This window comes from Pseudomonas palleroniana (genome assembly GCF_022836895.1).
GTDB lineage: Bacteria > Pseudomonadota > Gammaproteobacteria > Pseudomonadales > Pseudomonadaceae > Aquipseudomonas > Aquipseudomonas palleroniana.
Window position 1 is genome coordinate 2433613 of sequence record NZ_CP092411.1, and the last position, 26441, is coordinate 2460053.

The following is a 26441-nucleotide window of genomic DNA, read 5'->3' on the forward strand; positions in this document are numbered from 1 at the left end:
TCACTACAAGGGTGGTTTTGATTCTGGGGGGGCGGCTCGTATAGGGTGGCGCTTTATCCTCCAGGAAAGCAGGCTCATGCTTCGTCTCAGCGCGTTGTACCGTTACCCTTTGAAGTCCGGCAAGGCCGAGGTCTTGCAGCGGATCGGCCTGGATAAACTGGGGCTGGAAGGGGACCGACGCTGGATGCTGGTGGACGAGGCCAGTGGGCGTTTCCTGACGCAACGGGCGGTGGCGAAGATGAGCCAGCTATCGGCGCTGTGGAACGCAGCCGGTGGCTTGACCCTCAGCACCCCAGGCGTTGCGTCGCTTGAGGTGGCCTTGCCCGGCAGTGACGCCGAGTTGCGCGGCGTGACCATCTGGCGCGATACCTTGCGCGTGCCGGATGCCGGGGATGCGGCCGCCGCCTGGGTCAGTGAGTTTATCGGCAAGCCCACGCGGCTGGTGCAGATGCCGCTGGCCCGCGCCCGTACCACCGAGGCGGGGTTCGGCAACGACGACGATCAAGTGGCGTTTGCCGACGGCTACCCGCTGTTGCTGATCGGCCAGGGCTCTCTGGACGATCTTTCGCGGCACGTTGGCCGCCCGATGGAGATGCTGCGTTTTCGTCCCAACCTGGTGATCGAAGGGGGGGAAGCCTTTGCCGAAGACGGCTGGAAGCGCCTGCGCATTGGCGACATCGAGTTGCGCGTGGTCAAACCGTGTTCACGCTGCATTCTCACTACGATCGACCCCGCCACCGGCGAGCGTAGCGCCGACCGCGAACCTTTCGCCACGCTCGATAGCTATCGCAAGACGGAAAGTGGCGCGATGTTCGGCCAGAACCTGGTCAACGATGGCATCGGCTATCTCGAAGTCGGCATGCCGGTCACGATCCTGGAATAAAAAATGCCCGTCTCCTGCGAGACGGGCATTTTTTTGTCGGGCTGAAACTCAGCCGCGGTATTCGCACAGGTAAGCGGTGTCCACCGCGACCTTCAGCTGGAACTTGCTGTTGGCCGGTACGTTGAACTGGCTGCCGGCGGCGAAGGTTTCCCACTCGCTGGCTTCCGGCAGTTTGACGGTCAGTGCGCCGGATACCACGTGCATGATTTCACGCTGGGCGGTGCCGAACTCGTATTCACCCGGGGCCATCACGCCGATAGTCGCCGGACCCTCTGCGGTGCCGAAAGCGATCGACTTGACGGTGCCGTCGAAGTACTCATTGACTTTAAACATGGGTGAATCCTCGGAAAAAGGGTCTGGAAAGGTCGGCCAGTATGCCCAAGCCCGGAGGAGCTGCCTAGACCGGCAAAATCAACGGCAGCAGGCGCGCGGTGTTGCGTGCATCTTCCAGCGCGCGATGTTGCTGGCCATGGAACTGCATCCCCGCCAATTGCAGGGCGCCATTGAGCCCCAGCGGCTTGTCCAGGCGCCGGGCCTTGGCGAAGCGCTGCTTGAGATTGACGTGGGTCGTTTGCGCCAGGACGCTGGTCAGGTCATTGCGCTGCCATTCCAGTTCCAGTTGCACGCGATCGTAGTCGCCCCAGCTGGCCCAGCCTTCCAGGCGTGTCTGATGCTGGCCCAGCCAGCGCTCGAACAGTGGCCACACCTCGCTGAGCGGGGCGGCAGCATCGATATTGGCCTGGGTGATATGGGTCAGTTGGCGGCAGAAGGGCGTCAGCAAGGGGCGACGCAGCGGCCGCACAAAACGCTGGAAATGATCCAGTTCGCGGCCCTGGCGGTTGACCAGGCTGGCGCCGATCTCGATGACTTCCATCTCCGTCACGGGCCAGCCGCCTTCATCCGTTGTGGCTTCAAGGTCAATAATCAGCCAATGAGGCATCGCGCAGGTTCCCGTACTCTTTGTTTCCTGATGGGGATAGAGCGTAGCGTGACCTTGTAGTTCCGCGCTGTTTTTTCATCGAGGCCCAGGGCTGCCGCTATTCGATCTCCAGCAGCACTTGGCGATTGCGCACCTGATCGCCGGTCATCACCTGCACGCCTTTGATGACCCCATCGATGCCGGCGGTGAGCGGATGCTCCATTTTCATCGCTTCGAGCACCAGCAGCAGTTGGCCTTTGGTGACGGTTTGCCCGGCGCTCACGCGGATGTCGACAATGGCACCGTCCATCGGCGCTTTGACCGTGCCGCTGCCGGCGCTCGTCTGGCGGCCGGCGACTGGCTGGGTGCAGTGGGTAATGCTGAGACCCGGCAGCCATAACCGGGTGCCCTCAAGGTGGTAGGCGACACGTCGGCGAATGCCGTCGAGTTCCAGGGTGGCATACCCGCCATCTGTGCTGAGTCGCAGGGGGGCGGCACTGACGTTGTGGATTTCACCGTTGACCTCCAGGCGGCAGGCCCAAGGCGCACTGGCGCTGGGATTGTTGCTCCAGCCCGCCAGAGCCGGTGCATGCGCACTGGCGCTGTGTTGATAAAACAGCGCGGCGGCCAGCGCGAGTTGTTCTTTTGTCGCGGCCTGAGGCGGGACTTCGCTGAAGTGTTCGGCGATAAAGCCGGTACTGAAATCGCCTGCGATAAAATCCGGATGCTTGAGCAGGTCGGCCAGCAACCGTTGGTTGGTGGTCACGCCCAGCAGAAGGGTGTCTTGCACTGCGCGCAGCAGCTTGCGTCGGGCCTCTTCACGGGTAGTGCCGTGGGCGATGATCTTGCCGAGCATCGCGTCATAGAACGGGCTGATGCGCTGGCCTTGCAGTACGCCGTGGTCAGTCCGCACACCGGCGGCCGGCTCCCAGCGCAGCACCTCGCCGGTTTGCGGCACAAAGCCCTGGGCCGGGTCTTCGGCATACAGGCGCACTTCCATGGCGTGGCCGCTCAGGCGCACATCGGCCTGTTCCAGCGGCAGCGGGTCGCCGGCGGCGATTTTCAACTGCCAGTCCACCAGATCCAGGCCTGTGATCAGTTCAGTGACCGGGTGTTCCACCTGCAGGCGGGTGTTCATTTCGAGGAAGTAGAACCGGCCGTCGCGGTCGAGCAAAAATTCCACGGTGCCCGCACCCACGTAATTCACCGCGCGCCCGGCCTTGAGGGCGGCTTCTCCCATGGCCTGGCGCAACGCGGGCGTCATGATGGGGCAGGGGGCTTCTTCGATGACTTTCTGGTGACGGCGTTGGATCGAGCAGTCGCGCTCGCCAAGGTAGATGAGGTTGCCGTGTTGGTCGCCGAACAGTTGGATCTCAACGTGGCGCGGTTCGATCAACGCTTGTTCGAGGATCAGTTCGTCGCTGCCAAACGCGTTTTTGGCTTCGGAGCGGGCGGTGTGCAGATTCTCCAGCAGGGCGTCGGCATCCTGCACAAGGCGCATGCCGCGCCCGCCGCCGCCGGCGCTGGCTTTGATCATCAGCGGGTAGCCGATGCGGTTGGCTTGCTGTTGTAGCGTGGCGTTGTCTTGTTGCTCGCCTTGGTAGCCCGCAACACAGGGCACACCGGCGTCGAGCATGGCGAGTTTGGACAGGCGTTTGCTGCCCATCAGTTCGATGGCCTCGACGCTGGGGCCGATGAAGGTCAAGCCGGCTTCCAGGCAGGCTTTGGCGAATGGGGCGTTTTCGGAGAGGAAGCCGTAGCCGGGGTGGATGGCGTCGGCGCCGGTTTTCCTGGCGGCATCGAGAATGGCCGGGATGTCCAGGTAAGACTGTTGTACGGGAGCGGGGCCGATGTTGACGGCTTCGTCGGCCATCTGGACATGCAGCGCCTCGGCGTCGGCGTCGCTGTAGACGGCCACGGTGCGGTAGCCCAGGGCTTGGGCGGTGCGCTGGATACGGCAGGCGATCTCACCGCGGTTGGCGATCAGGATTTTGCTGAATGCGGGCATTGAGTTATCCCTTGGTTGATGGGGTGTCGGTTCGGGCCTCATCGGGAGCAAGCCCCTTCCACATTGTTGAAGTGCATTCCAACGGTGGGAGGGGGCTTGCTCCCGATGGCATCATTTGCACCACTCAGGCTGGCGCTTTTGTACAAAGGCCTGTGTCCCCTCGATCCCTTCCTCCCCCCTGACGGCCTCGGCAAACCACTGTGCCCCCCGATCCAATACGTTCTCGAGCGGCTCATCCACGCTAGCCAGCAACAGCGCCTTGGTCCGTCCATTCGCCCCGGGTGCGCACTTGAGCACCTCGCCCAACACCTCATCCAGGCGCTGCGCCAGGGCCTGCGGATCCGTCTCGACAAAATGCACCACGCCCAACCGCTCAGCTTGCATCCCATCAAACCGCGCCGCCGTCAGCGCCAATCGGCGTGCCTGGGTCAGCCCGATTCGCTTGACCACAAACGGCGCTATCTGCGCCGGTAGCAGGCCCAGGCGGGTCTCCGGCAAGCCGAACTGCGCCTGATGATCGGCAATCGCAATATCACTCACACACGCCAAGCCAAACCCGCCGCCCAGCACCGCGCCTTGCAACACCACGATTACCACTTGCGGCAGCGCTTCAACTTGCTGCAACAGCGTGCCGAACGCCCGATTCAACGCCTGTAACTGATCGCCGGCGTGGAGCATGTCCTTCACATCCGCGCCGGCACAGAAATGCCCGCCGACGCCTGTGATCACCAACGCCCGTATCTGGCTGTCCAACCCTGCCAGCACTGTGCGCAGTTCATTGACCATTTCCAGGCTCATCGCATTGCGGCATTCGGGGCGGTTGAGGGTGATGTGCAGCACGCCGTGATGCGCTTCGAGCAACAGGGTATTCATGACTTTTTACCAGGCAAGGTGCCCATCAGTTTGCAGAGGATGCCCAGCATGATTTCATCGGCTCCGCCGCCGATCGACACCAGGCGCACGTCGCGGTAGGCGCGGGCCACCGGGTTGTCCCACATGTAGCCCATGCCGCCCCAGTATTGCAGGCAACTGTCGCTGACCTCGCGCCCCAGGCGCCCGGCCTTGAGCTTGGCCATGGAGGCCAGGCGCGTGACGTCCTGGCCTTTGATGTATTGCTCGGTGGCCTGGTACACCAGGGCGCGCAGGCATTCGATTTCGGTGGCCAATTCAGCCAGGCGAAAGTGGATCACCTGGTTGTCGATCAAAGCCTTGCCGAACGTCTGGCGCTCCTTGCAGTAGTCGATCGTGCTGTCAATGCAGTACTCCAGGCCCTTGATCATATTGGCCGCGCCAAACAGGCGTTCTTCCTGGAATTGCAGCATCTGCATCATGAAACCCGCGCCTTCGTGGCCGATACGGTTGCGCTGGGGCACGCGCACGTCATCGAAGAACACCTGCGCGGTCTCGGAACTGTGCATGCCGAGTTTTTCCAGGGGCGGGCTGACACGGATGCCGGGCGTGTTCATCGGCACCATGATCAGCGACTTGTTGATGTGCGGTTTGTCGTCGGAGGTGTTGGCCAGCAGGCAGATAAAGTCGGCGCTGGGGGAGTTGGTGATCCACATCTTGCTGCCGTTGATCACGTAGTCGCCGCCGTCCTTGCGTGCATGGGTTTTCAACCCGGCCACGTCGGAGCCGGCGCCGGTTTCCGAGACGCCGATACAGCCCACTTGTTCGCCGCTGATGGCTGGTCGGAGGAACTCGTCGCGCAATTCATCGGAGCCGAAGCGGGCGAGGGCCGGGGTGCACATATCGGTTTGCACGCCAATGGACATGGGAATACCGCCGCAACGAATGGTGCCGAATTCTTCGGCGGCGACAATCGAATAGCTGTAGTTCAGGCCCATGCCGCCGAATGCCTCAGGCTTGGAAATGCCCAGCAGGCCCAGCTCGCCGGCCTTGCGGAAGATGTGGTGGATGGGAAAGCGCCCGGCTTTTTCCCATTCATCCACATGCGGGTTGATCTCGCGGTCGACAAAGGCACGGACGGTGCGGCGCAGTTCCTGGTGTTCCTGGGTGAAGATCATTGTTGTTGTTCTCCTGTTAGAAACGCGCCACGCCAAAACTGTTGGGCTGCAACTGCCTGACCTCGGCTTCGTGGCAGATATCCAGCAGCAACCCCAGCAACGTGCGCGTATCGCGGGGGTCTATCAGCCCGTCATCCCACAGGTTGGCACTGCCATACAGCGCAGTGGACTGGCTGTCGAGTTTCTGTGCGGTGACCTGTTCCAGCATGGCCAGCACCTTGGGGTCGGGCACCAGGCCGTCTTTCAGTTGCTTGGCTTCGGTGACGATGCGCAACACCTTGCCGGCCTGCGCTCCGCCCATCACCGCCGTGCGGCTGTTGGGCCAGGCGAAGATGAACCTTGGGTCCAGGCCGCGGCCGCACATCGCGTAGTTGCCGGCACCGTAGGAGCCGCCGACCACAATCGTGAGTTTAGGTACCCGCGCCGTCGCCACGGCCTGGATCATTTTCGCGCCATGCTTGATCACGCCTTGCTGCTCCGATTCGGTACCGACCATGAAGCCGGTGGTGTTGTGCAGGAACAGCAGCGGCGTGCGGCTCTGGTCGCATAGCTGGATAAACTGCGCGGCTTTGCTGGCCCCCTTGGGCGTGATCGGGCCGTTGTTGCCGATCACGCCCAGCGCACGGCCCTGGATGTGCAAGTGCCCGCACACGGTGTGGGCGTCGAACTCGCCCTTGAATTCGAGAAAGGCGGAGCCGTCTGCCAGGCGTGCGAGGATTTCACGCACGTCGTAGGGCTTTTTCGGGTCGTCGGGGATCAACCCCAGCAGTTCGTCGATGGGATACAACGGTTCTGTGTAAGGCCGCTTCGGGGCGGGCGGCAGTCGGTCATTCCAGGGCAGCAGGGCGACGATTTCGCGCACGATACGCACGCCGTCCGCATCATTTTCCGCCAGGTACTCCGCCGTGCCGGCGGTTTGCGCATGCATTTGCGCACCGCCCAAGGCTTCATCGGTCGCCACTTCGCCGGTGGCGGCCTTGAGCAGAGGCGGCCCTGCGAGGAACAGCTTGGCGTTGCCGCGCACGACCACCACGTAATCCGACAACCCGGGCTGATAGGCCCCACCCGCCGTGGCGGAGCCATGCACCACGGTAATCTGCGGCAAGCCCATGGCCGACATGCGTGCCTGATTGGCAAAGCTGCGGGCGCCTTCGACAAAAATCTCGGCGGCATAGTTGAGGTTCGCGCCGCCACTTTCCGCCAGGGTCACCACCGGCAGTTTGTTCTCCATGGCGATCTGTTGCAGGCGCAGGGATTTCTTCAGGCCCGTGGGGGAAATAGTCCCGCCCTTGATCGCACTGTTATTGGCCACCACCAGCATGCGCACGCCACTGACGTAGCCGATGCCGGCGATCAAGCCACCGCCGGCGGCGCTACCGTCCTTGTCATCGTGGAGTTTGTAGCCGGCCAGGCTCGCCAGTTCAAGGAACGGTGCGCCGGGGTCCAGCAGCAGGTTGAGGCGTTCGCGGGGCAGCAGTTGGTTGCGCCGCTCGAACTTGGGTCTGGCCTCCTGCGCTTTGCTCAGCAACTGCTGTTGCAGTTGGTGCAGTTGTTGAAGGCTGGTCAACAGGGCTTCGCGGTTTTGCGCGAATTGCGGGCTATGGATGTCGATCTGGGTTTCGATCACCGGCATGGTTTTATTGCTCCGCCTTGAGCACATCGGGCACAGAGGCACGATGGAAACCGTTGAACGACGCGCTGGGTGGCTGCGCCTTGTGCAGCGGCCAGGCGCGGCTGCCCAGGCTGGCGGCGCCGTCGATGCGCAGGGTGCTGCCGCTGATAAAGGCCGCGGCGGGGCTGAGCAGGAACACAATGGCGGCGCTGACCTCCGACTCGGTGCCGATGCGCTTGAGCGGCACGTGTTCGCGCAACGTCGGGATCACCGCCTTGAACGCGCCTTCGTAAGTGTCCATGCCGCTGGAGGCAATCCAGCCCGGCGCCACGGCATTGACCCGCACACCGGCGTAACCCCATTCGAACGCGGCGGTCTTGGTGAAGTTGTCCATACCCGAACGGGCCGCTCCGGAGTGCCCCATGCCAGGCATGCCGCCCCACATGTCGGCGAGCATGTTGACGATGGCGCCGCCGTGCTGGCTCATGGATTGGTTGAACACTTCACGGGCCATCAGGAAGCCGCCGACCAGGTTGGTACGCAGTACGGTTTCAAAACCTTTCTGGTTGATCGAGGCCAGTGGCGATGGGTACTGGCCGCCGGCGTTATTCACCAGCCCGTGGATCGGCCCGTGCTCGCCGATGAGCTGGCTGACGAGTGCTTTGACCGCCGCTTCATCGCGAATGTCGCAAGCCTGCCAGTGGGCGTTGCCACCGTCCTGAGCTATCTCCGCCGCTACTGCCTGGAGTTTTTCCGGTTTGCGCCCCACGAGTATTACCTGGGCGCCCAGGGCCGCCAGTTCATGGGCGGTGCAGCGGCCAATACCGCTGCCGCCTCCCGTGACAATCACGGTTTGCCCTTGGAACAGGTTGGCTTTGAAGATCGAGTCGAAGGCCACGGCAACGGTCCTTTAGCGAAGTTGATCGGCAATGTGCTGCGGCACGGCAATGGGGATTTCCAGCAGTTGCTGGGCAAACGCCTTGCCTTGCGGGTCGATGCGCAGGCTGGCGATACCACCGCCGCCCAGGGCATTTTCCAGCAGGAAATTCAGGCTGTGGCTGCCGGGCAAATACCAGCGCTCGACGCGGCCATGCAGGGGGTCGAGCACATGGCTCATCCAATCGACGATCACTTCCGGGGTCAGCGCTTCGGCGATCCACGGCAGGTACTCGGGGTCGCGGGCGATCACGCCGATGTTGCTGTGGTTGCCCTTGTCCCCGGAGCGCGCCACGGCCAGTTTCACCAGCGGTACGCTGGCATCTGCGCGGCCTTGAGGCTTGGGTGGATCAAGCGGTGCGGCCGGCGTGGCGAGCGCATGCACGGGCGGCAACGCGCAGGCGTGGCGATGGCCTTGGCACTCGACCAGCGTCTCACACACGGTTTTATCGACCAGGAACGAAAACAGTCGGATCAACGGGTAGACCGAAGGTCGCCCACCGACGATGCCGGTCAAGCCCGGCGCCATGCCGGTCGCCGCCTGGGCGATTTCACGGGCGAACAGCACCAGTGCCTGCTTGTTCGGGTGGCGCACGGCGAGCTTCACCACCACTTCGCGGCTATCGTGGCGTCGGGCGTGGGCGCCATAGGTGGCTTCGCTGCCCAGCAGTTCGATATTCACTTCGGTGTAGGGGCCCCAACCGCGCTGGCTGAACAACTCAGACGTCTTGTTGATGATTGCCTGGCTGACGCGCTCGGCCTTGGCCACCGCATCGATCCCGGCCAGCAGGCAACTGGCGGTACAGCGAAAGCCATCCAGGTAAGTGGCACTGACTTTGTACTGTGCAGTCGGCGGCAAGCCCATGGCGCCGTGCAGGCGTACGCAGTTTTTGCCCTGTTGCTGCAAGCGCACCTGGCTGAAATCGCAGATCACATCGGGCAACAGGTACGCACGCGGGTCGCCGATTTCATACAGCAGTTGCTCGGCCACGCTGAGTTCACTGATCAATCCGCCCGTACCCTCGACTTTGTTCACGGTGAACTGGCCGTCGGCGCTCACCTCGACGATGGGGAAACCGATGTGTTCGTAGTCCGGCACGTCGCGCCAATCGGTAAAGTTGCCGCCGGTGCACTGTGCGCCGCATTCGATAATGTGCCCGGCCAGGGCGGCTTGGGCCAGGCGGTCATAGTCCTGCCAGGACCAGCCGAACTCATGCACCAGTGCGGCACTGACCACGGCGCTGTCGACCACCCGGCCGGTGATGACGATATCGGCACCCAGCGCCAGCGCCTGGACGATGCCGGGAGCGCCGAGATAAGCGTTGGCGGACACGCAGGCCGGCGGCAGCGGCGCGCCGTTGAACAGGTCGGTGACGCCGTGCAGTTGCTTGAGCCGGGGTTGCAGGTCGTCGCCCAGCAGCACGGCGATTTTCAGCGGCAGCCGGGCTTCATCGCAGGCCGCCTGGAGCGCCGCAGCGCAGGCTTGTGGATGGATGCCGCCGGCGTTGCTGATCACGCGGATGCCCTGGCGCTGGATCTCGGCCAACAGTGGCGTGAGCACCTCGACGAAGTCGGTGGCGTAGCCGGCCTGGGGATCTTTCAAGCGCGCCCCGGCGAGGATCGACATTGTGACTTCCGCCAGGTAGTCGAACACCAGGTAGTCCAGCGCGCCGCCATGCACCAACTGGGCGGCAGCCGTGCTGGTATCGCCCCAGAAAGCGCTGGCGCAGCCGATACGAACCGTCTTGCTCATGAGAAATCCTTCCTCGAATGGCTGGGTCGAGACTACCAAGCAAGCGCTTGGTTTGTAAACTCCCGACACAAGTTCTGCCCAAGCGCTTGCTTGGGTGGCGGTCACAGCCTAAATTGCCGCCCAAGACGTTAGTAGAAATAAAGGAGAGCAGCATGGATGAGCACAAAGCCCAGCGGGTGATGCGCACCATGGTCGATGGCGGCCAATTGACCGACCCCGACAGCGCCCGGGGCAAATTGCTGCAAACCGCGGCTCACCTGTTTCGCAACAAGGGCTTTGAACGCACCACGGTGCGTGACTTGGCCGGCGCCGTGGGCATTCAGTCCGGCAGCATCTTTCATCACTTCAAGAGCAAGGACGAGATTCTGCGTGCGGTGATGGAGGAAACCATCCACTACAACACCGCGATGATGCGTGCTTCCCTCGAGGAGGCGAGCAACGTGCGCGAACGGGTGCTGGCGCTGATCCGCTGCGAATTGCAGTCGATCATGGGCGGCAGTGGCGAGGCCATGGCGGTGCTGGTCTACGAATGGCGCTCACTGTCGGCCGAAGGCCAGGCCAGGGTATTGGCGCTGCGCGATGTGTACGAAAATATCTGGCTGCAAGTGCTGGAGGAGGCGAAGGCCGCCGGGTACATCAAGGGGGATGTGTTTATTACGCGGCGCTTCCTGACCGGTGCCTTGTCCTGGACCACCACCTGGTTTCGTGCCCAGGGCAGCCTGACACTTGAGCAATTGGCTGACGAAGCCCTGCTGATGGTGCTGAAGTCCGATTGAGGCGCAAGCTGTTAATTTGGCGACGAAAGTTGTCTCGCCTGAGAAAAACGCCTAGCTTACTGATATCAGAGTTTAAACGGTGTGTGCCTTGATGTTATCGCCATGGCGGCTGGCTGCAGGACTTACATTATGGGCCGTGGGCACCGGAGGCTGGATGCCGGCTTCTGCTGCGCAACTGGTGAGGATCGGTGCCGCGCATTTTCCGCCCTACACCGTGCGTCCCGAACAAGGGGCCGACACCGGGATACTGCCGCAATTGGTCGAAGCCCTGAATACGTTGCAAAGCGACTACCAGTTTGTCCTGGTGCCGACCTCGATCCCCCGGCGTTTCAGGGACTTCGAGCAGGGCCGGGTCGATATGGCGATCTTCGAAAACCCTGCTTGGGGTTGGAAGGATATTCCTCACACCAGTGTCGACATGGGCCTGGAGGATGCGGAAATTTTCGTCGCCCAGCGTGAGCCTGAGCGCGACCAGCGTTATTTCGCCGACCTGACCGGTAAGCGCCTCGCGGTGTTCAGCGGTTATCACTACGCCTTCGCCAACTTCAACGCCGACCCCAAATACCTGGCCGAACATTTCAACGCCACGCTGACCTATTCCCATGACAGCAACCTGCTGATGGTCGTGCGCGGGCGTGCCGATATCGCGCTGGTGACGCGTTCGTACCTGAGTGACTTCATGGTGCGCAATGCGGACATGGCGGGGAAATTCCTGGTCTCGGAACGTATCGACCAGGTGTATCACCACTATGCCTTGCTGCGGCCGAAAGCGCCGATCACCGGGGAGGCGTTCGCCGCGTTGCTCAAGCATTTGCGCGATAACGGCCAGATGCTGAAGATTTTCGAGCCGTATCGCATCGATGTGATGCCGGTGCCCTGAACCTACACCCGCCGCGCAAACGTATCGCTGTGGCTGCCCGACACCTTGCGGCAATGCACCAGCGCATCCCGGATCATGAAGTTCACCAGGGTCGGCGATACGCCCAGCTCCTTGGCGATGTCCTTTTGCGGCACGCCGTGCAGGCGGTACATCTCGAACGCATAGCGGGTACGCTGGGGCAACTCCGTCAGGGCGTCGGCGATGTTTTCCAGGGTGTTGAAATTAATGTGCGAGGTTTCCGGTGATGCACCGTGAATCACCACATTCAGACCTTCCTCTTCCGGTCCCGAATACTTGAGTTCCAGCGCCTGCTTGCGGTAGTGGTCGATCGCCAGGTTGCGCACGATCTGGAACAGATAACTCAGTTGGGCCTTGAACGATGAAGTGATCGTCGGCGCTGACTGCAAGCGGAAGAAGGCGTCTTGCACGACGTCTTCAGCGCGGGAGCGACAGCCGGTAATTCTGGCCGCAATCTTCACCAGGATCAGTCGATTGTCGACGAATGCCTGGAGAAGCGGTGAGTCGCACCTGCCTGTGGATACTGGTTCCGTCATGGAAATTCACCTTGTCGCAAAAGAGGTTAGGGGAGGGCGTCCGTGCTGAAGCCTCCTACACATCGGGCAACAAATTATGCTTAATGATAATTATTGTCAAATGAGAGAAAGAACTAATCCTATGCCTTTCTGCAAGGTGTGAACCGCGTCTCGCGCGTCCCGGGCGACTAATTATTTACCGGCTCCGTCCGTTCTCATGGGTGACAGGTCCGTTAGCGAAACGGCCAAGGATCAGCACCCGCAGGAGGGCGAAATGGGTTTTTACCGTGCAAACAGCGTGTTTCAGTGGGGAGTCCTCAAACCATGAGCACACCCACCCGACTGCGCCTGTTCTGCCTGCCCCATTCGGGCGCCAGCGCCTCGGTTTACGCCCGCTGGCGCCGTGCCTTGCCGGACTGGCTGCAAGTGTGCCCGCTGGAGTTGCCAGGGCGCGGCATGCGCATGGACGAGCCCTTGCAGCGTGATATCAAGGCATTGGCGGCCCAGCTAGCCGATGAAATCAGCCACCACCTGGATGGCCCCTACGCGCTGTTCGGTCATAGCCTCGGTGGCCTGCTGGCCTTTGAGTTGGCCCATGCGCTAAGCCTGCGCGATGCGCCCGCGCCACTGGCGTTGTTCGCCTCCGGCACGGCTGGCCCGGCCCGTCGCGATGTCAGTGAATACGCCATCGAAAAGACCGACGAACAATTGCTCGCCCGCCTGCGTGAGCTACAGGGCACCGCCGAAGAAGCCCTGGCCAACCCTGAATTGATGCAGTTGATGCTGCCGATCCTGCGCGCCGATTTCCTGCTGTGCGGCAGCTTCAAGTATGGCGAGCGCGAGCCGCTGGGCATGCCCATCCATGTGTTCGGCGGCAAGCAAGACAGCGTGCGTGCCGACCAGTTGCTGGACTGGCAGATCGATGCCGCCAGTGGCTTCTCCCTGGACATGTTCGACGGCCATCACTTCTTTCTCGTGCAGCACGAAAGCGCCGTGCTGCGCTGCCTGCGTCGTTATGCCGATGAGCACCTGAGCCGTTGGCGCACTGGCACGACGCGGCAGCGAATCGCCGGCTGAACGCTTTCCAATTTTCGATTTTCCCGTAAGCCGATTTCAGGCAGGAACCCCATGATGGACGCCTTCGAACTTCCCCGCACCCTGGTCCAGTCCCTTCAACGTCGCGCCGCGCAGACCCCGGACCAGGTCGCCCTGCGCTTCCTCGCCGAATCCGCCGAGCACAACGTAGTGCTCAGTTACCGTGACCTGGACCAACGTGCCCGCACCATCGCCGCCGCCTTGCAAGCCAATGCGGCACTGGGTGAGCGTGCGGTGCTGTTGTTCCCCAGCGGCCCGGATTACGTCGCGGCGTTCTTCGGTTGCCTGTACGCCGGGGTGATCGCGGTGCCGGCCTACCCGCCGGAGTCCACGCGACGGCATCATCAGGAACGCTTGCTGTCGATCATCAAGGATGCCGAGCCGCGCCTGCTGCTGACCATCGCCAGCCTCGCCGATGGCCTGGCCCGGATCGAGAATGCGCCGCCGGTGTTGAGCGTCGACAACCTGGATAGCGCGGTCGCCGACGGCTGGATCGAGCCTGAATTGCAGGCTGACGACATCGCTTTCCTGCAATACACCTCCGGCTCCACGGCGTTGCCCAAGGGCGTGCAAGTCAGCCACGGCAACCTGGTGGCCAACGAAGTGCTGATCCGGCGCGGGTTTGGTATCGACCTGAACCCGGATGACGTGATTGTCAGCTGGCTGCCGCTGTACCACGACATGGGCCTGATCGGTGGGCTGCTGCAACCGATTTTCAGCGGCGTGCCCTGTGTATTGATGGCGCCGGCCTATTTCCTCGGGCGACCATTGCGCTGGCTGGAAGCGATCAGCGAATACGGCGGCACCATCAGTGGCGGGCCGGATTTCGCCTATCGACTGTGCAGCGAGCGGGTCAGCGAGTCAGCCCTGGAGCGCCTGGATTTGAGCCGCTGGCGCGTGGCGTACTCGGGTTCCGAGCCGATCCGCCTCGACACCTTGGAGCGCTTTGCCGAGAAGTTCGCGGCGTGCGGTTTCTCTTCAAACCATTTCTTTGCTTCTTACGGCTTGGCCGAGGCGACCTTGTTTGTCGCCGGCGGCACGCGAGGGCAGGGCATCCCGGCCATGCGCATGGACGAACAGGCCCTGGCCGCCAACCGCGCTGAGCCAGGGCAGGGCAGTGCGATCATGAGTTGCGGCACCAGCCAACCGGAACATGCGGTGCTGATCGCTGACCCGCACACGCTCAAGGCGTTAGCCGATAACCACGTCGGCGAACTTTGGGCCACCGGGCCGAGCATCGCCCACGGTTACTGGCGCAACCCCGAAGCCACCGCCAAGACGTTTGTGCAACAGGCCGGCCGTACCTGGCTGCGCACCGGTGACCTGGGCTTCATTCGCGACGGTGAGGTGTACATCACCGGCCGGCTCAAGGATCTGCTGATCGTGCGCGGCCACAACCTGTATCCCCAGGACATCGAGCAAACCCTCGAGCGCGAAGTGCAAGGCATACGCAAGGGCCGGGTCGCTGCATTTGCGGTGCAGCATCAGGGCCTGGAGGGCATCGGCATCGCCGCTGAAATCAGCCGCAGCGTGCAGAAAATCCTGGCGCCCGAGGCGCTGATCAAGGCCATCCGCCAAGCCGTGGCCGAGGCCTGCCAGGAAGCCCCGAGCGTGGTGGTGCTGCTCAACCCCGGCGCCTTGCCGAAGACCTCCAGCGGCAAGCTGCAGCGTGCGGCGTGCGCGCTTCGCCACGCCGATGGCAGCCTCGACAGTTATGCGCAGTTCCCCGAGGTGCAAGCCAAGGCCAGTGATGCGGCGCTGGAGTCGCCGTTGCAACAGCAGATCGCAGCGATCTGGTGCGAGCAGTTGCAGGTCGACACAGTCGCGGCGGATGATCATTTCTTTCTGCTCGGCGGCAACTCCATTACTGCTACCCAGGTGGTGGCGCGCTTGCGTGAAGCCCTGGGCCTGGAACTGAACCTGCGCCTGCTGTTCGAAGCGCCGACCCTGTCGGCGTTTGCCGCCGACGTAGCGCAATTGCAACAGGACGGTGGCGTTGCCCAAGGCGCGATTCACGCCCTGTCACGTCAGGACGAGTTGCCTCAATCGCTGGCGCAAAACCGCCTGTGGATCACCTGGCAGTTGGACCCTCACAGCAGCGCCTACACCATTCCCGGTGGGCTGCGCTTGCGTGGCGAGCTGGATGAAGACGCGGTGCGCAGCAGTTTTGCGCAATTGGTCCAGCGCCACGAAGCCCTGCGTACACGCTTTTACGAGCGTGACGGCCAGGCGTTCCAGCGTGTCGACAAAAGCCCCGAGTTCGACCTGCAACGGATCGACCTCAGCGACCTGCCGGTTGCCGAGCGTGAATCCCGTGCCGAACAGATCCGTGAAGACCTGGCGCGCGCGCCGTTCGACCTGGAGAAAGGCCCGCTGCTGCGGGTGACCCTGGTGCGCCTGGACGATGAAGATCACCACTTGCTGGTGACCTTGCACCACATCATCGCCGACGGTTGGTCACTGAACATCCTGATCGACGAATTCTCCCGCTTGTATGCCGCCGCCACTCAGGGCCAACCCCTGGCGCTACCGCCGCTGGCCCTGCAATACGCCGACTACGGCAGTTGGCAGCGCCAATGGTTGGCCGAGGGCGAAGGCCAGCGGCAACTGGCGTACTGGCGGGCGCAATTGGGCGAGGAGCACCCGGCGCTGAGCCTGGCCACCGACCATCCGCGCTCCGCGCAGCAGCGTCACAGCGCCTCGCGCCATAGCGTGCGCCTGAGCGCGGGCCTCAGCGAAGCGATTCGCCAGACCGCCCAGGCCCACGAGTCGACGCCGTTCATGCTGTTGCTGGCGGCGTTCCAAAGCCTGCTGCACCGCTACAGCGGCCAGCGCGATATCCGTATCGGTGTGCCGAATGCCAACCGCCCGCGCCAGGAAACCCAGGGCTTGATCGGCTTTTTCATCAACACCCTGGTGCTGCGCGCCGAGCTGGAGGGGCGCCTGTCGTTCGATCAGCTGTTGGCCGCCACTCGCGACTCGGTGCTGGGAGCCCAGGCCCATCAGGATCTGCCCTTCGAGCAGTTGCTCGAAGCCTTCCCGCAAGCCCGTGAGCAAGGGCTGTTTCAAGTGATGTTCAACCATCAGCAACGTGACCTGAGCGCTTTGCGCCGCTTGCCGGGGATGTTGGCCGATGAGTTGCCGTGGCACAGTCGCGAAGCCAAGTTCGACCTGCAATTGCATAGCGAAGAAGACCGCAATGGGCGCCTGAGCCTGTCGTTCGACTACGCCGATGAGCTGTTCGAAAGCCGCACCGTCCAGCGCCTGGCCGAGCACTTCATCAACCTGCTGCACGCGGTGTGCGAGCAGCCGCAGCGGGCCATTGGTGAGCTGACGCTGATGCACACCAACGAGCAGGCTCCCTGGAGTGAGGCGCCGTGCGCGCCGGCCACCCGCTGGCTGCCCGAGTTGTTCAGCCAGCAGGCTTCGGACAACACCGCGCTGGTCTGGCAGGACGGCAGCCTGAGCTTCGCCCAACTGCACAACCAGGCCAACCGCCTGGCGCATTACCTGCGTGACAAAGGCGTTGGCCCGGATGTGTGCGTGGCCATCGCCGCCGAGCGTTCACCGCAGCTGCTGATCGGCCTGTTGGCGATCATCAAGGCGGGCGGCGCCTATGTGCCGCTGGACCCGGACTACCCCGCCGAGCGCCTGGCCTACATGCTCAACGACAGCGGCGTCGAACTGCTGCTGACCCAGACTGCCTTGCTCGAGCAACTCCCGGCGGCCGACGGCGTGTGCGTGATCGCCATGGACAGCCTGCACCTCGACAGCTGGCCGAGCCAGGCGCCGGGCTTGCACCTCAACGGCGACAACCTCGCCTATGTGATCTACACCTCCGGCTCCACCGGCCAGCCCAAGGGCGTGGGCAATACCCATGCGGCCCTGGCCGAGCGCTTGCAGTGGATGCAGGCCACCTATTGCCTGGATGAAACCGACGTGCTGATGCAAAAGGCGCCGATCAGTTTCGACGTGTCGGTGTGGGAGTGCTTCTGGCCGCTGATCACCGGTTGCCGGCTGGTGCTGGCCGGCCCCGGCGAACATCGCGACCCGCAGCGCATCGCACAATTGGTACAAGAGCACGGCGTGACCACGCTGCACTTTGTGCCGGCGCTGTTGCAGCTGTTTATCGACGAGCCCCTGGCGCGTGAATGCACCAGCCTGCGTCGCGTGTTTTCCGGGGGCGAGGCGTTGCCTGCCGAACTGCGCAACCGGGTGCTGGCGCAATGGCCAGCCGTGCAATTGCACAACCGTTATGGCCCGACCGAAACCGCGATCAACGTCACCCACTGGCACTGCCATGTGGCAGACGGCGAGCGCTCGCCGATTGGCCGACCCTTGGGCAACGTGATCTGCCGCGTGTTGGACGAGCAATTCAACCTGGTGCCATTGGGTGTGCCGGGTGAGTTGTGCATCGGTGGTATCGGCCTGGCGCGGGGTTACCTCGGCCGCGCCGGGTTGACGGCTGAGCGTTTTGTCGCAGACCAACACGGCACCCGCCTGTATCGCACCGGTGACCGCGCCCGCTGGAGCGCCGACGGTGTGCTGGAATACCTGGGGCGTCTTGATCAACAGGTCAAGCTGCGCGGTTTCCGTGTGGAGCCTGAAGAAATCGAAGCGCGCCTGCTGGCCCAAGAGGGCATTGCCCAGGCCGTGGTGCTGGTGCGTGAGGCCAAGCTGATCGGTTATTACACCGCGCCGGCCGGGCTGGACGAGCAGGCCGTGAAAACCGCCCTGGCCGCCGAGCTGCCGGAATACATGGTGCCTGCGCTGCTGATGCGCCTGGATGCCCTGCCGCTGAGCCCCAGCGGTAAAGTCGACCGGCGTGCGCTGCCGGAGCCGGTGTGGCAGCTGCGTGAACATATCGAACCCGAGACCCCGTTGCAGCAGCAGATAGCAGCGATCTGGCGCGAAGTGCTGGGCCTGCCCCGTATCGGCCTGCGCGATGACTTTTTCGCCCTCGGCGGGCATTCGTTGCTGGCCACGCAAATCATTTCCCGCACCCGCCAGGCGTGTGACGTCGAACTGCCGCTGCGCACCTTGTTCGAAGCCAGCGAGTTGGGCGCTTTCGCCGAGCAGGTGGGGCTGATCCAGGCGGCGGGCCATCGCAACCAGCAAGCCCCCATCGCCCGGGTCGACCGCAGCGTGCCGGTGCCGTTGTCCTATTCCCAGCAACGCATGTGGTTCCTCTGGCAGATGGAACCGGACAGCCCGGCCTACAACGTCGGCGGCATGGCGCGCCTGCGCGGCGTGCTGGATGTGGGGCGTTTCGAGGCGGCGTTGCAAGCCCTGATCATGCGCCATGAAACCCTGCGCACCACCTTCCCGAGTGTCGATGGCGTGGCGTATCAGAAGGTCTCGCGCCAGACCGGCCTGCGCATGGACTGGCGGGATTTCTCGGCACTCGCTCCAGCCGATTGCCAGCAACGCCTGCAACAACTGGCCGAGCATGAAGCCCACACGCCCTTCAACCTGGAAACCGGGCCGTTGCTGCGTGCCTGCCTGGTCAAGGCCGGTGAGCAGGAGCACTACCTGGTGCTGACCCTGCACCACATCGTCACCGAAGGCTGGGCCATGGACATCTTCGCCCGTGAACTCAGCGCGCTCTATGAAGCCTTCATCGACGAGCGCGATTCGCCGCTGGCGCCGTTGCCGGTGCAATACCTGGACTACAGCGTCTGGCAGCGCCAGTGGCTGGAGTCCGGTGAGCGCCAGCGTCAACTGGATTACTGGACGGCGCAACTGGGCCATGAGCACCCCTTGCTCGAACTGCCCGCCGACCGTCCACGGCCACCGGTGCAAAGCCACCAGGGCGAGTTGTACCGCTTCGACCTGAGCGATGCGTTGGCCGCTCGCGTGCGTGCCTTCAATGCCGAGCGCGGCCTGACCCTGTTCATGACCATGACCGCCACCCTGGCCGTGTTGCTTTACCGCTACAGCGGCCAGACCGACCTGCGCATCGGCGCGCCGGTGGCCAACCGTATCCGCCCGGAAAGCGAAGGGCTGATCGGTGCGTTCCTCAACACCCAAGTCTTGCGTTGCCAACTCGACGGGCAAATGCGTGTCGGCGAGTTGTTCGAGCAGGTTCGCCATACGGTGATCGAGGGCCAGTCTCACCAGGACCTGCCGTTCGACCATCTGGTGGAAGCCCTGCAACCTACGCGTAGCGCGGCGTACAACCCGTTGTTCCAGGTGATGTGCAACGTGCAGCGCTGGGAGTTCCAGCAAAGCCGCCAACTGGCCGGCATGACCGTCGAGTACCTGGCCAACGATGCCCGCGCCACCAAGTTTGACTTGAACCTGGAAGTCACCGACCTCGACCAGCGCCTGGGTTGCTGCCTGACCTACAGCACCGACCTGTTCGACGAGCCGCGTATCGCGCGCATGGCCGAGCACTGGCGCAACCTGCTGGAAGCCTTGATCGGCGATCCGCAACAACGCCTCAGCGAGCTGCCGCTGCTCAGCGCTGCTGAGCAACGTGCATTGCAGCACAGCCTGGGCGTTGCGGCGGGTGAACATCGTCTCGACCAGTGCCTCCACACGCTGTTCAGCCAGCAAGCGGCGAAGCGGGGCGATGCGCCCGCGTTGACCTTTGCCGGGGTGACCCTCAGCTACCGCGAACTGGACGAACGCGCCAATCGCCTGGCCTGGATGCTGCGCGAGCGCGGAGTCGGCCCACAGGTGCGCGTGGGCCTGGCGCTGCCGCGCTCGCTGGAAATGGTCATCGGCCTGCTGGCAATTCTCAAGGCCGGCGGCGCCTATGTGCCGCTGGACCCGGAATACCCGCTCGACCGTTTGCACTACATGATCGAAGACAGCGGCATTGGCCTGTTGCTCAGCGATGCGGCGATGTTCGAAGCCCTTGGCGAGTTGCCGGCCACGCTGGCGTGCTGGTGCCTGGAAGAGGATCTGCCGGTACTGGCCAACTATCCGGCGACCGAGCCGCCATTGCTCAACCTGCCACAGCATCAGGCGTACCTGATCTACACCTCCGGCTCCACCGGCAAGCCCAAAGGCGTGGTGGTGTGCCATGGTGAAATCGCCATGCATTGCCAGGCGGTGATCGAGCGTTTCGGGATGCGTGCGGATGACTGTGAGCTGCACTTCTATTCGATCAACTTCGACGCCGCCACCGAGCGTCTGCTGGTGCCGCTGCTCAGCGGTGCACAGGTGGTGTTGCGCGCCCAGGGCCAGTGGGACGCCGAGGAAATCTGCGCGCTGATCCGCACCCATCGCATCAACATCCTGGGCTTCACGCCGAGTTACGGCAGCCAGTTGGCGCAATGGCTGGCCACCCAGCAGCAGACCTTGCCGGTGCGCATGTGCATCACCGGCGGCGAGGCGCTCACCGGCGAGCACTTGCAGCGCATTCGGGCGGCCTTCCAGCCGCAGGTGTTCTTCAACGCCTATGGCCCGACCGAAACCGTGGTGATGCCGCTGGCCAGCCTGGCGCCGCAGCAGTTGGAGGCGGGCGCCGGCAGTGTGCCGATCGGCAGCATCATCGGTGACCGCCTGGCGTACATTCTCGACGCCGACCTGGCCCTGGTGCCGCAAGGTGCGACGGGCGAGTTGTACGTCGGCGGTGCCGGCCTGGCCCTGGGGTACCACCAGCGCGCGGGCATGACGGCGGAGCGGTTTGTGGCCGATCCGTTTGCTGGCCGTGGTGGCCGCCTGTATCGCACGGGTGACCTGGTACGCCAACGCGCCGATGGCGAGGTGGAGTATCTGGGGCGTATCGACCATCAGGTCAAGGTGCGAGGCTTTCGCATCGAGTTGGGCGAGATCGAAACCCGCCTGCTGGAACACGAAGCCGTGCGCGAAGCCGTGGTGCTGGCGCTGGATTCGCCGAGCGGCAAGCAACTGGTGGCGTATCTGGCCAGTGACGCCGAGCACGCCAGCTTGCGTGACGCGCTCAAGGCTCACCTCAAGGCGCAATTGCCGGACTACATGGTGCCCGCGCACCTGATCGTGCTCGACAGCATGCCGTTGACCGCCAATGGCAAGCTCGACCGTCGGGCCTTGCCGCAACCGGACCCGGAGGCCAACCGCCAACAGTATGTCGCGCCGCGCAGCGAGCTGGAGCAAACCCTGGCGGCGATCTGGTGCGCGGTATTGAACGTGCAAAAGGTCGGACTGGACGATAACTTCTTCGAGCTGGGCGGCGATTCGATCCTGTCGATCCAGGTGGTCAGCCGTGCGCGGCAGGCGGGCATTCATTTCAGCCCTCGCGACCTGTTCCAGCATCAGACGGTCCGCACCCTGGCCGCCATCGCCACGCGTTCGCAGCAGGTCAAGGCGGAGCAGGGCGTATTGACCGGCAGTTCCGGGCTCACGCCGATCCAGCACTGGTTCTTCGATACCGATATCCCCAATCGCCAGCACTGGAACCAGGCGTTGCTGCTTGCGCCGCAGCAATTGCTCGATCCGCACCGCCTGGAGCAAGCGCTGTTGGCGGTACTGGAACACCACGATGCCCTGCGCCTGAGCTTCACCGAGCGCGATGCCCAATGGCACGCCGAGCACTTGGCGGTGCCCGAAGGCGGCGTACTGATGCAGGCGCACGTGCGCGATATGGATCAATGCACGGCGCTGTTCACCGACACCCAGCGCAGCCTCGACCTGGCCCATGGGCCGCTGCTGCGTGCCTTGTTGGTGGATGGTCCGCAAGGTCAACAACGCCTGCTGATCGCGATCCACCACCTGGTGGTGGATGGTGTGTCGTGGCGCGTCGTGCTTGAAGACCTGCAAACGGTCTATCGCCAACTGAGCGATGGCCAGTCCGTCAGCCTGCCGGCCAAGACCAGTGCGCTAAGGGATTGGGCGGCACGCCTGCAGGCGTATGCCGGCAGCGAATCGTTGCGTGAAGAACTGGGCACCTGGCAGGCCCGACTGGCAGGCCCGGCGGTGGCCTTGCCGGTGGATCGTGCACACGGCTCGCTGCGCAATCGCGATGCCGATACCGTCAGTGTGCGCCTGGATGCCGAGCACACGCTTCAATTGCTGCAACAGGCCCCGAGCGCCTACCGCACCCAGGTCAACGACCTGTTGCTGACCGCCCTGGCCCGCGTGCTGTGCCGCTGGAGCGGCCACGCCTCGGCGCTGATCCAGCTGGAGGGCCACGGCCGCGAAAGCCTGTTCGATGAGATCGACCTGACCCGCAGTGTCGGTTGGTTCACCAGTGCCTATCCGTTGCGCCTGACGCCACTTGAGGAGCCGGGTGCTGCGATCAAGGCCATCAAAGAGCAACTGCGCGGCGTGCCGCACAAAGGTCTGGGTTACGGCGTGCTGCGCTACCTGGCGGACGACCTGTGCAAACAGGCCATGGCTGCGCTGCCGAGCGCCGAGATCACCTTCAACTACCTCGGCCAGTTCGACCAGAGCTTTGGTGCCGATGCACTGTTCCACCCGCTGGACGAGTCGGCAGGTGTTGCCCATGACCCGGATGCGCCGCTGCCCAACCTGTTGAGCGTCGACAGCCAGGTGTATGGCGGGGAACTGGTCCTGCGCTGGACCTTCAGCCGCGAGCGTCACGATCGCCAGACCATCCGCGAATTGGCCGAGGGCTACCTGGCCGAACTGCAAAGCCTGATCGCGCACTGCCTCAAGGACGACGCCGGTGGCCTCACGCCGTCCGACTTCCCCCTGGCGCACCTGACCCAGGCACAACTGGATGGCTTGCCGGTGCCGGCCAACGCCATCGAGGATGTCTACCCGCTGACGCCGATGCAGGAGGGCCTGTTGCTGCACACCCTGCTGGAGCCGGGCACCGGTCTCTACTACATGCAGGACCGCTACCGTATCAACAGCGCGTTGGACCCGCAGCGTTTCGCCCAGGCCTGGCAGGCGGTGATCGCCCGTCACGAAGCCTTGCGTGCGTCGTTCTGTTGGAACGTCGGCGAAGACATGCTGCAAGTGATCCACAAGCCGGGCAGCACACCGTTTGAATACCTGGACTGGAGCCACGATGCCGAAGAGCAACAGGAGCCGCGCCTGCAAGCCTTGCTCAAGGCCGAACGCGAAGCCGGTTTCGATCTGCTCAAGCAGGCGCCGTTCCACCTGCGCCTGATCCGCGTGGGTGAAGCGCGCTACTGGTTCATGATGAGCAACCACCACATCCTCATCGATGCCTGGTGCCGTTCGCTGTTGATGAATGACTTCTTTGAGATCTACATGGCCTTGGGCGAGCACCGCGATGCGCAACTGGCGACGCCACCGCGCTACCGCGACTACATTGCCTGGCTGCAACGTCAGAATCTCAACCAGGCGCGCCAATGGTGGCAACAGAACCTGCAGGGGTTCGAACGCACCACACCGATCCCCAGCGACCGCCCCTTCCTGCGTGAACACGCGGGCCACAGCGGCGGCATGGTGGTCGGCGATTGCTACACCCGCCTGGAGGCTCGTGACGGCGCGCAATTGCGCGAACTGGCCCAGGCCCACCAGCTCACCGTCAATACCTTCGCCCAGGCGGCATGGGCCTTGGTGTTGCGGCGTCTGAGCGGCGAGCGTGACGTGCTGTTCGGCGTCACCGTGGCCGGCCGCCCGGTGGCAATGCCCGAGATGCAACGCACCGTCGGCCTGTTCATCAACAGCATTGCGTTGCGCGTGAAACTGCCCGAGGACGACCAGCCTTGCAGCGTGCGTCAGTGGTTGACCGGCTTGCTCGACAGCAACATGCAACTGCGTGAGTACGAGTACTTGCCGCTGGTGACGATCCAGGAACACAGCGAGCTGCCCAAGGGCCAGCCGCTGTTCGACAGCCTGTTCGTGTTCGAAAACGCTCCGGTGGAGGTCTCGGTGCTGGACCATGCGCAAAGCCTGAACGCCACGTCGGACTCCGGTCGCACCCACACCAACTTCCCGCTGACCGCCGTGTGCTACCCCGGCGATGACCTCGGTCTGCACCTGTCCTATGACCAGCGTTATTTCGATGAAACCACCGTGCAAGGCATGCTTGGCGAGTTCAAGCGCCTGCTGCTGGCGCTGGTGCAGGGCTTCCATGGCGACATGGCCGAGCTGCCCCTGATCGGCGAGCAAGAGCGCGAGTTCCTGGTGGAAGGCTGCAACCAGAGCGAGCAGGCTTACCCGCTGGAGCGCAGCTATATCGAACTGTTCGAGGAACAGGTGGCTGCCCATCCCCAACGCATTGTCGCCAGTTGCCTGGCGCAACGCTGGACCTATGCCGAGTTGAACCGTCGCAGCAATGGCCTGGGGCACGCGCTGATCGCGGCGGGTGTCGGCCTGGATCAACCGGTGGCGTTGCTGGCCGAACGCAGCCTCGACCTGCTGGGCATGATCATCGGCAGCTTCAAGGCCGGTGCCGGTTACCTGCCGCTGGACCCCGGGCTGCCGGGCCAGCGTCTGCGCAGCATTATCGACTTGAGCCGCACACCGCTGCTGGTGTGCACCGAGGCGTGTCGCGAACTGGCCATCGAACTGCTGGAGGGCACCGATTGCGCGTTGCTGGTATGGGAGGACGTTCCGGGCCGTGGAGAAAACCCAGGTGTCTACAGCGGCCCGGACAACCTCGCGTATGTGATCTACACCTCAGGTTCCACCGGCCTGCCCAAAGGCGTGATGGTCGAACAGCGCGGCATGCTCAATAACCAGTTGAGCAAGGTGCCGTACCTGCAACTGAGTGAGGCGGACGTGATCGCCCAGACTGCCTCGCAAAGCTTTGACATTTCCGTGTGGCAATTCCTCACCGCGCCGCTGTTTGGCGCACGGGTGGACATCGTGCCGAACGCGCTGGCCCATGATCCGCAAGGTTTGCTGGAGCATGTCCAGGCGCAAGGCATCACAGTGCTGGAGAGCGTGCCGTCACTGATCCAGGGTATGCTCGCCCAGGATCGCATCAGCCTCGACGGCCTGCGCTGGATGCTGCCGACCGGCGAAGCGATGCCACCGGAGCTCGCGCACCAGTGGTTGCAGCGTTATCCCGAGATTGCGCTGGTGAACGCCTATGGCCCGGCGGAGTGTTCGGATGACGTAGCGTTTTTCCGCGTCGACCTGGCGTCGACCCGTGGCAGCTATCTACCGATAGGCACGCCGACCGACAATAATCGTTTGTACCTGCTGGATGGTGCGCTGGAGTTGGTGCCGCAGGGCGCGGTCGGTGAGTTGTGCGTGGCGGGTACGGGGGTGGGGCGTGGGTATGTCAGCGATCCGCTGCGTACGGCCCCGGTATTTGTGCCGAACCCCTTCGGCGCACCGGGCGAGCGCCTGTACCGCACCGGCGACCTGGCGCGCCGTCGCAGTGACGGTGTGCTGGAGTACGTCGGGCGTATCGACCATCAAGTGAAAATTCGCGGCTACCGCATCGAACTGGGTGAAATCGAAGCCCGCCTGCACGAGCAACCCGAAGTACGCGACGCGGCCGTCGGCGTGCAGGAAGGGGTCAACGGCAAGCATCTGGTCGGCTACCTGGTGGCGGCTGATGCCACACTGAACCCCAGTGAACGCCTGGACCGCATCAAGCAGCGCCTGCGCGCCGAACTGCCGGAATACATGGTGCCGCTGCACTGGCTCTGGCTTGACCGCCTGCCGCTCAACGCCAACGGCAAACTCGACCGCAAGGCCCTGCCGGCGCTGGACATCGGCCAGTTGCACAGCCGGGACTACCTGGCACCGCGCAACGCACTGGAAACCACCCTGGCCGGGATCTGGGCCGAGGTCCTCAAGGTTGAGCGGGTGGGGGTGCAGGACAACTTCTTCGAACTGGGCGGGCATTCATTGCTGGCCACGCAAATTGCCTCGCGGGTGCAGAAGACCTTGCAGCGCGATGTGCCGCTGCGGGCGATGTTCGAGTGCAGTACGGTGGCGGAGTTGGCTGAATATATCGACGGGTTGGCGGCCAATGAGATCAGTGCCGAGAAGGTGGATCGGTTGAGTGACCTGATGGCGGAATTGGAGGGATTGTGAGGCGGCCGTTAGTCGGATATAGCGTGACGTTGTGTCGGAACTGTCAATTCTGACAGTAGGCAGGCGGATGTCAAAAGGGCTCACTTGAGGAAACCCCT

Annotated in this window: 14 protein-coding genes; 5 read left to right on the top strand and 9 right to left on the bottom strand. The window is 63.6% G+C overall.

Translation table 11 applies throughout. The features are described from left to right. Window positions 1-76: 76 nt before the first annotated feature. Window positions 77-883, top strand: a complete 807-nt coding sequence (locus tag MJP36_RS11210; protein WP_244385364.1) for an MOSC domain-containing protein — start codon at window positions 77-79, stop codon at window positions 881-883. Window positions 884-931: 48 nt separating this feature from the next. Here the strand turns inward: MJP36_RS11210 and ppnP are convergent, their stop codons facing one another. From ppnP to MJP36_RS11250, 8 genes are all read right to left on the bottom strand, one after another. Further along, window positions 932-1216, bottom strand: a complete 285-nt coding sequence (gene ppnP, locus MJP36_RS11215) for a pyrimidine/purine nucleoside phosphorylase (protein ID WP_060756004.1) — start codon at window positions 1214-1216, stop codon at window positions 932-934. A gap of 64 nt (window positions 1217-1280) precedes the next feature. Further along, a complete protein-coding gene (locus MJP36_RS11220) occupies window positions 1281-1823 on the bottom strand; it encodes a 3'-5' exonuclease (RefSeq protein ID WP_060756003.1) in 543 nt (180 codons plus the stop codon). 97 nt (window positions 1824-1920) lie between these two features. Then, window positions 1921-3810 carry an acetyl-CoA carboxylase biotin carboxylase subunit gene (locus MJP36_RS11225; protein WP_244385365.1) on the bottom strand — a complete coding sequence of 630 codons (1890 nt, stop codon included), beginning with the start codon at window positions 3808-3810 and terminating at the stop codon, window positions 1921-1923. 111 nt (window positions 3811-3921) lie between these two features. Continuing rightward, entirely contained in the window at window positions 3922-4683 is a 762-nt protein-coding gene (locus MJP36_RS11230) for an enoyl-CoA hydratase/isomerase family protein (protein ID WP_104994412.1), read from the bottom strand. Beyond that, entirely contained in the window at window positions 4680-5837 is a 1158-nt protein-coding gene (atuD, locus tag MJP36_RS11235) for a citronellyl-CoA dehydrogenase (protein WP_244385366.1), read from the bottom strand. Before atuD ends, MJP36_RS11230 begins: the two co-directional genes overlap by 4 nt. Before the next feature lie 16 nt (window positions 5838-5853). Continuing rightward, entirely contained in the window at window positions 5854-7470 is a 1617-nt protein-coding gene (locus MJP36_RS11240) for an acyl-CoA carboxylase subunit beta (protein WP_244385367.1), read from the bottom strand. 4 nt (window positions 7471-7474) lie between these two features. Then, a complete protein-coding gene (locus MJP36_RS11245) occupies window positions 7475-8347 on the bottom strand; it encodes an SDR family oxidoreductase (protein ID WP_244385368.1) in 873 nt (290 codons plus the stop codon). Between the two features lie 12 nt (window positions 8348-8359). Further along, window positions 8360-10138: an acyclic terpene utilization AtuA family protein gene (locus MJP36_RS11250; protein ID WP_244385369.1), complete on the bottom strand. Its 1779-nt coding sequence runs from the start codon at window positions 10136-10138 to the stop codon at window positions 8360-8362. Window positions 10139-10290: 152 nt separating this feature from the next. On the opposite strand from MJP36_RS11250, the gene MJP36_RS11255 reads away from it, so the two are divergent. Both MJP36_RS11255 and MJP36_RS11260 read left to right on the top strand, forming a co-directional pair. Continuing rightward, a complete protein-coding gene (locus MJP36_RS11255; RefSeq protein WP_060755996.1) occupies window positions 10291-10914 on the top strand; it encodes a TetR/AcrR family transcriptional regulator in 624 nt (207 codons plus the stop codon). Window positions 10915-11005: 91 nt separating this feature from the next. Continuing rightward, window positions 11006-11794 carry a substrate-binding periplasmic protein gene (locus MJP36_RS11260; RefSeq protein ID WP_090369562.1) on the top strand — a complete coding sequence of 263 codons (789 nt, stop codon included), beginning with the start codon at window positions 11006-11008 and terminating at the stop codon, window positions 11792-11794. A 2-nt stretch (window positions 11795-11796) separates the two neighbouring features. Here the strand turns inward: MJP36_RS11260 and MJP36_RS11265 are convergent, their stop codons facing one another. After that, a complete protein-coding gene (locus MJP36_RS11265) occupies window positions 11797-12348 on the bottom strand; it encodes an RNA polymerase factor sigma-70 (protein WP_060755994.1) in 552 nt (183 codons plus the stop codon). A 303-nt stretch (window positions 12349-12651) separates the two neighbouring features. Here MJP36_RS11265 and MJP36_RS11270 point away from each other — a divergent pair, with 303 nt between their 5' ends. Then, complete coding sequence (locus MJP36_RS11270) at window positions 12652-13404, top strand: thioesterase II family protein (protein WP_161549144.1); 753 nt, start codon at window positions 12652-12654, stop codon at window positions 13402-13404. Between the two features lie 51 nt (window positions 13405-13455). Beyond that, complete coding sequence (locus tag MJP36_RS11275; RefSeq protein ID WP_244385370.1) at window positions 13456-26343, top strand: non-ribosomal peptide synthetase; 12888 nt, start codon at window positions 13456-13458, stop codon at window positions 26341-26343. Window positions 26344-26441: the final 98 nt, after the last annotated feature.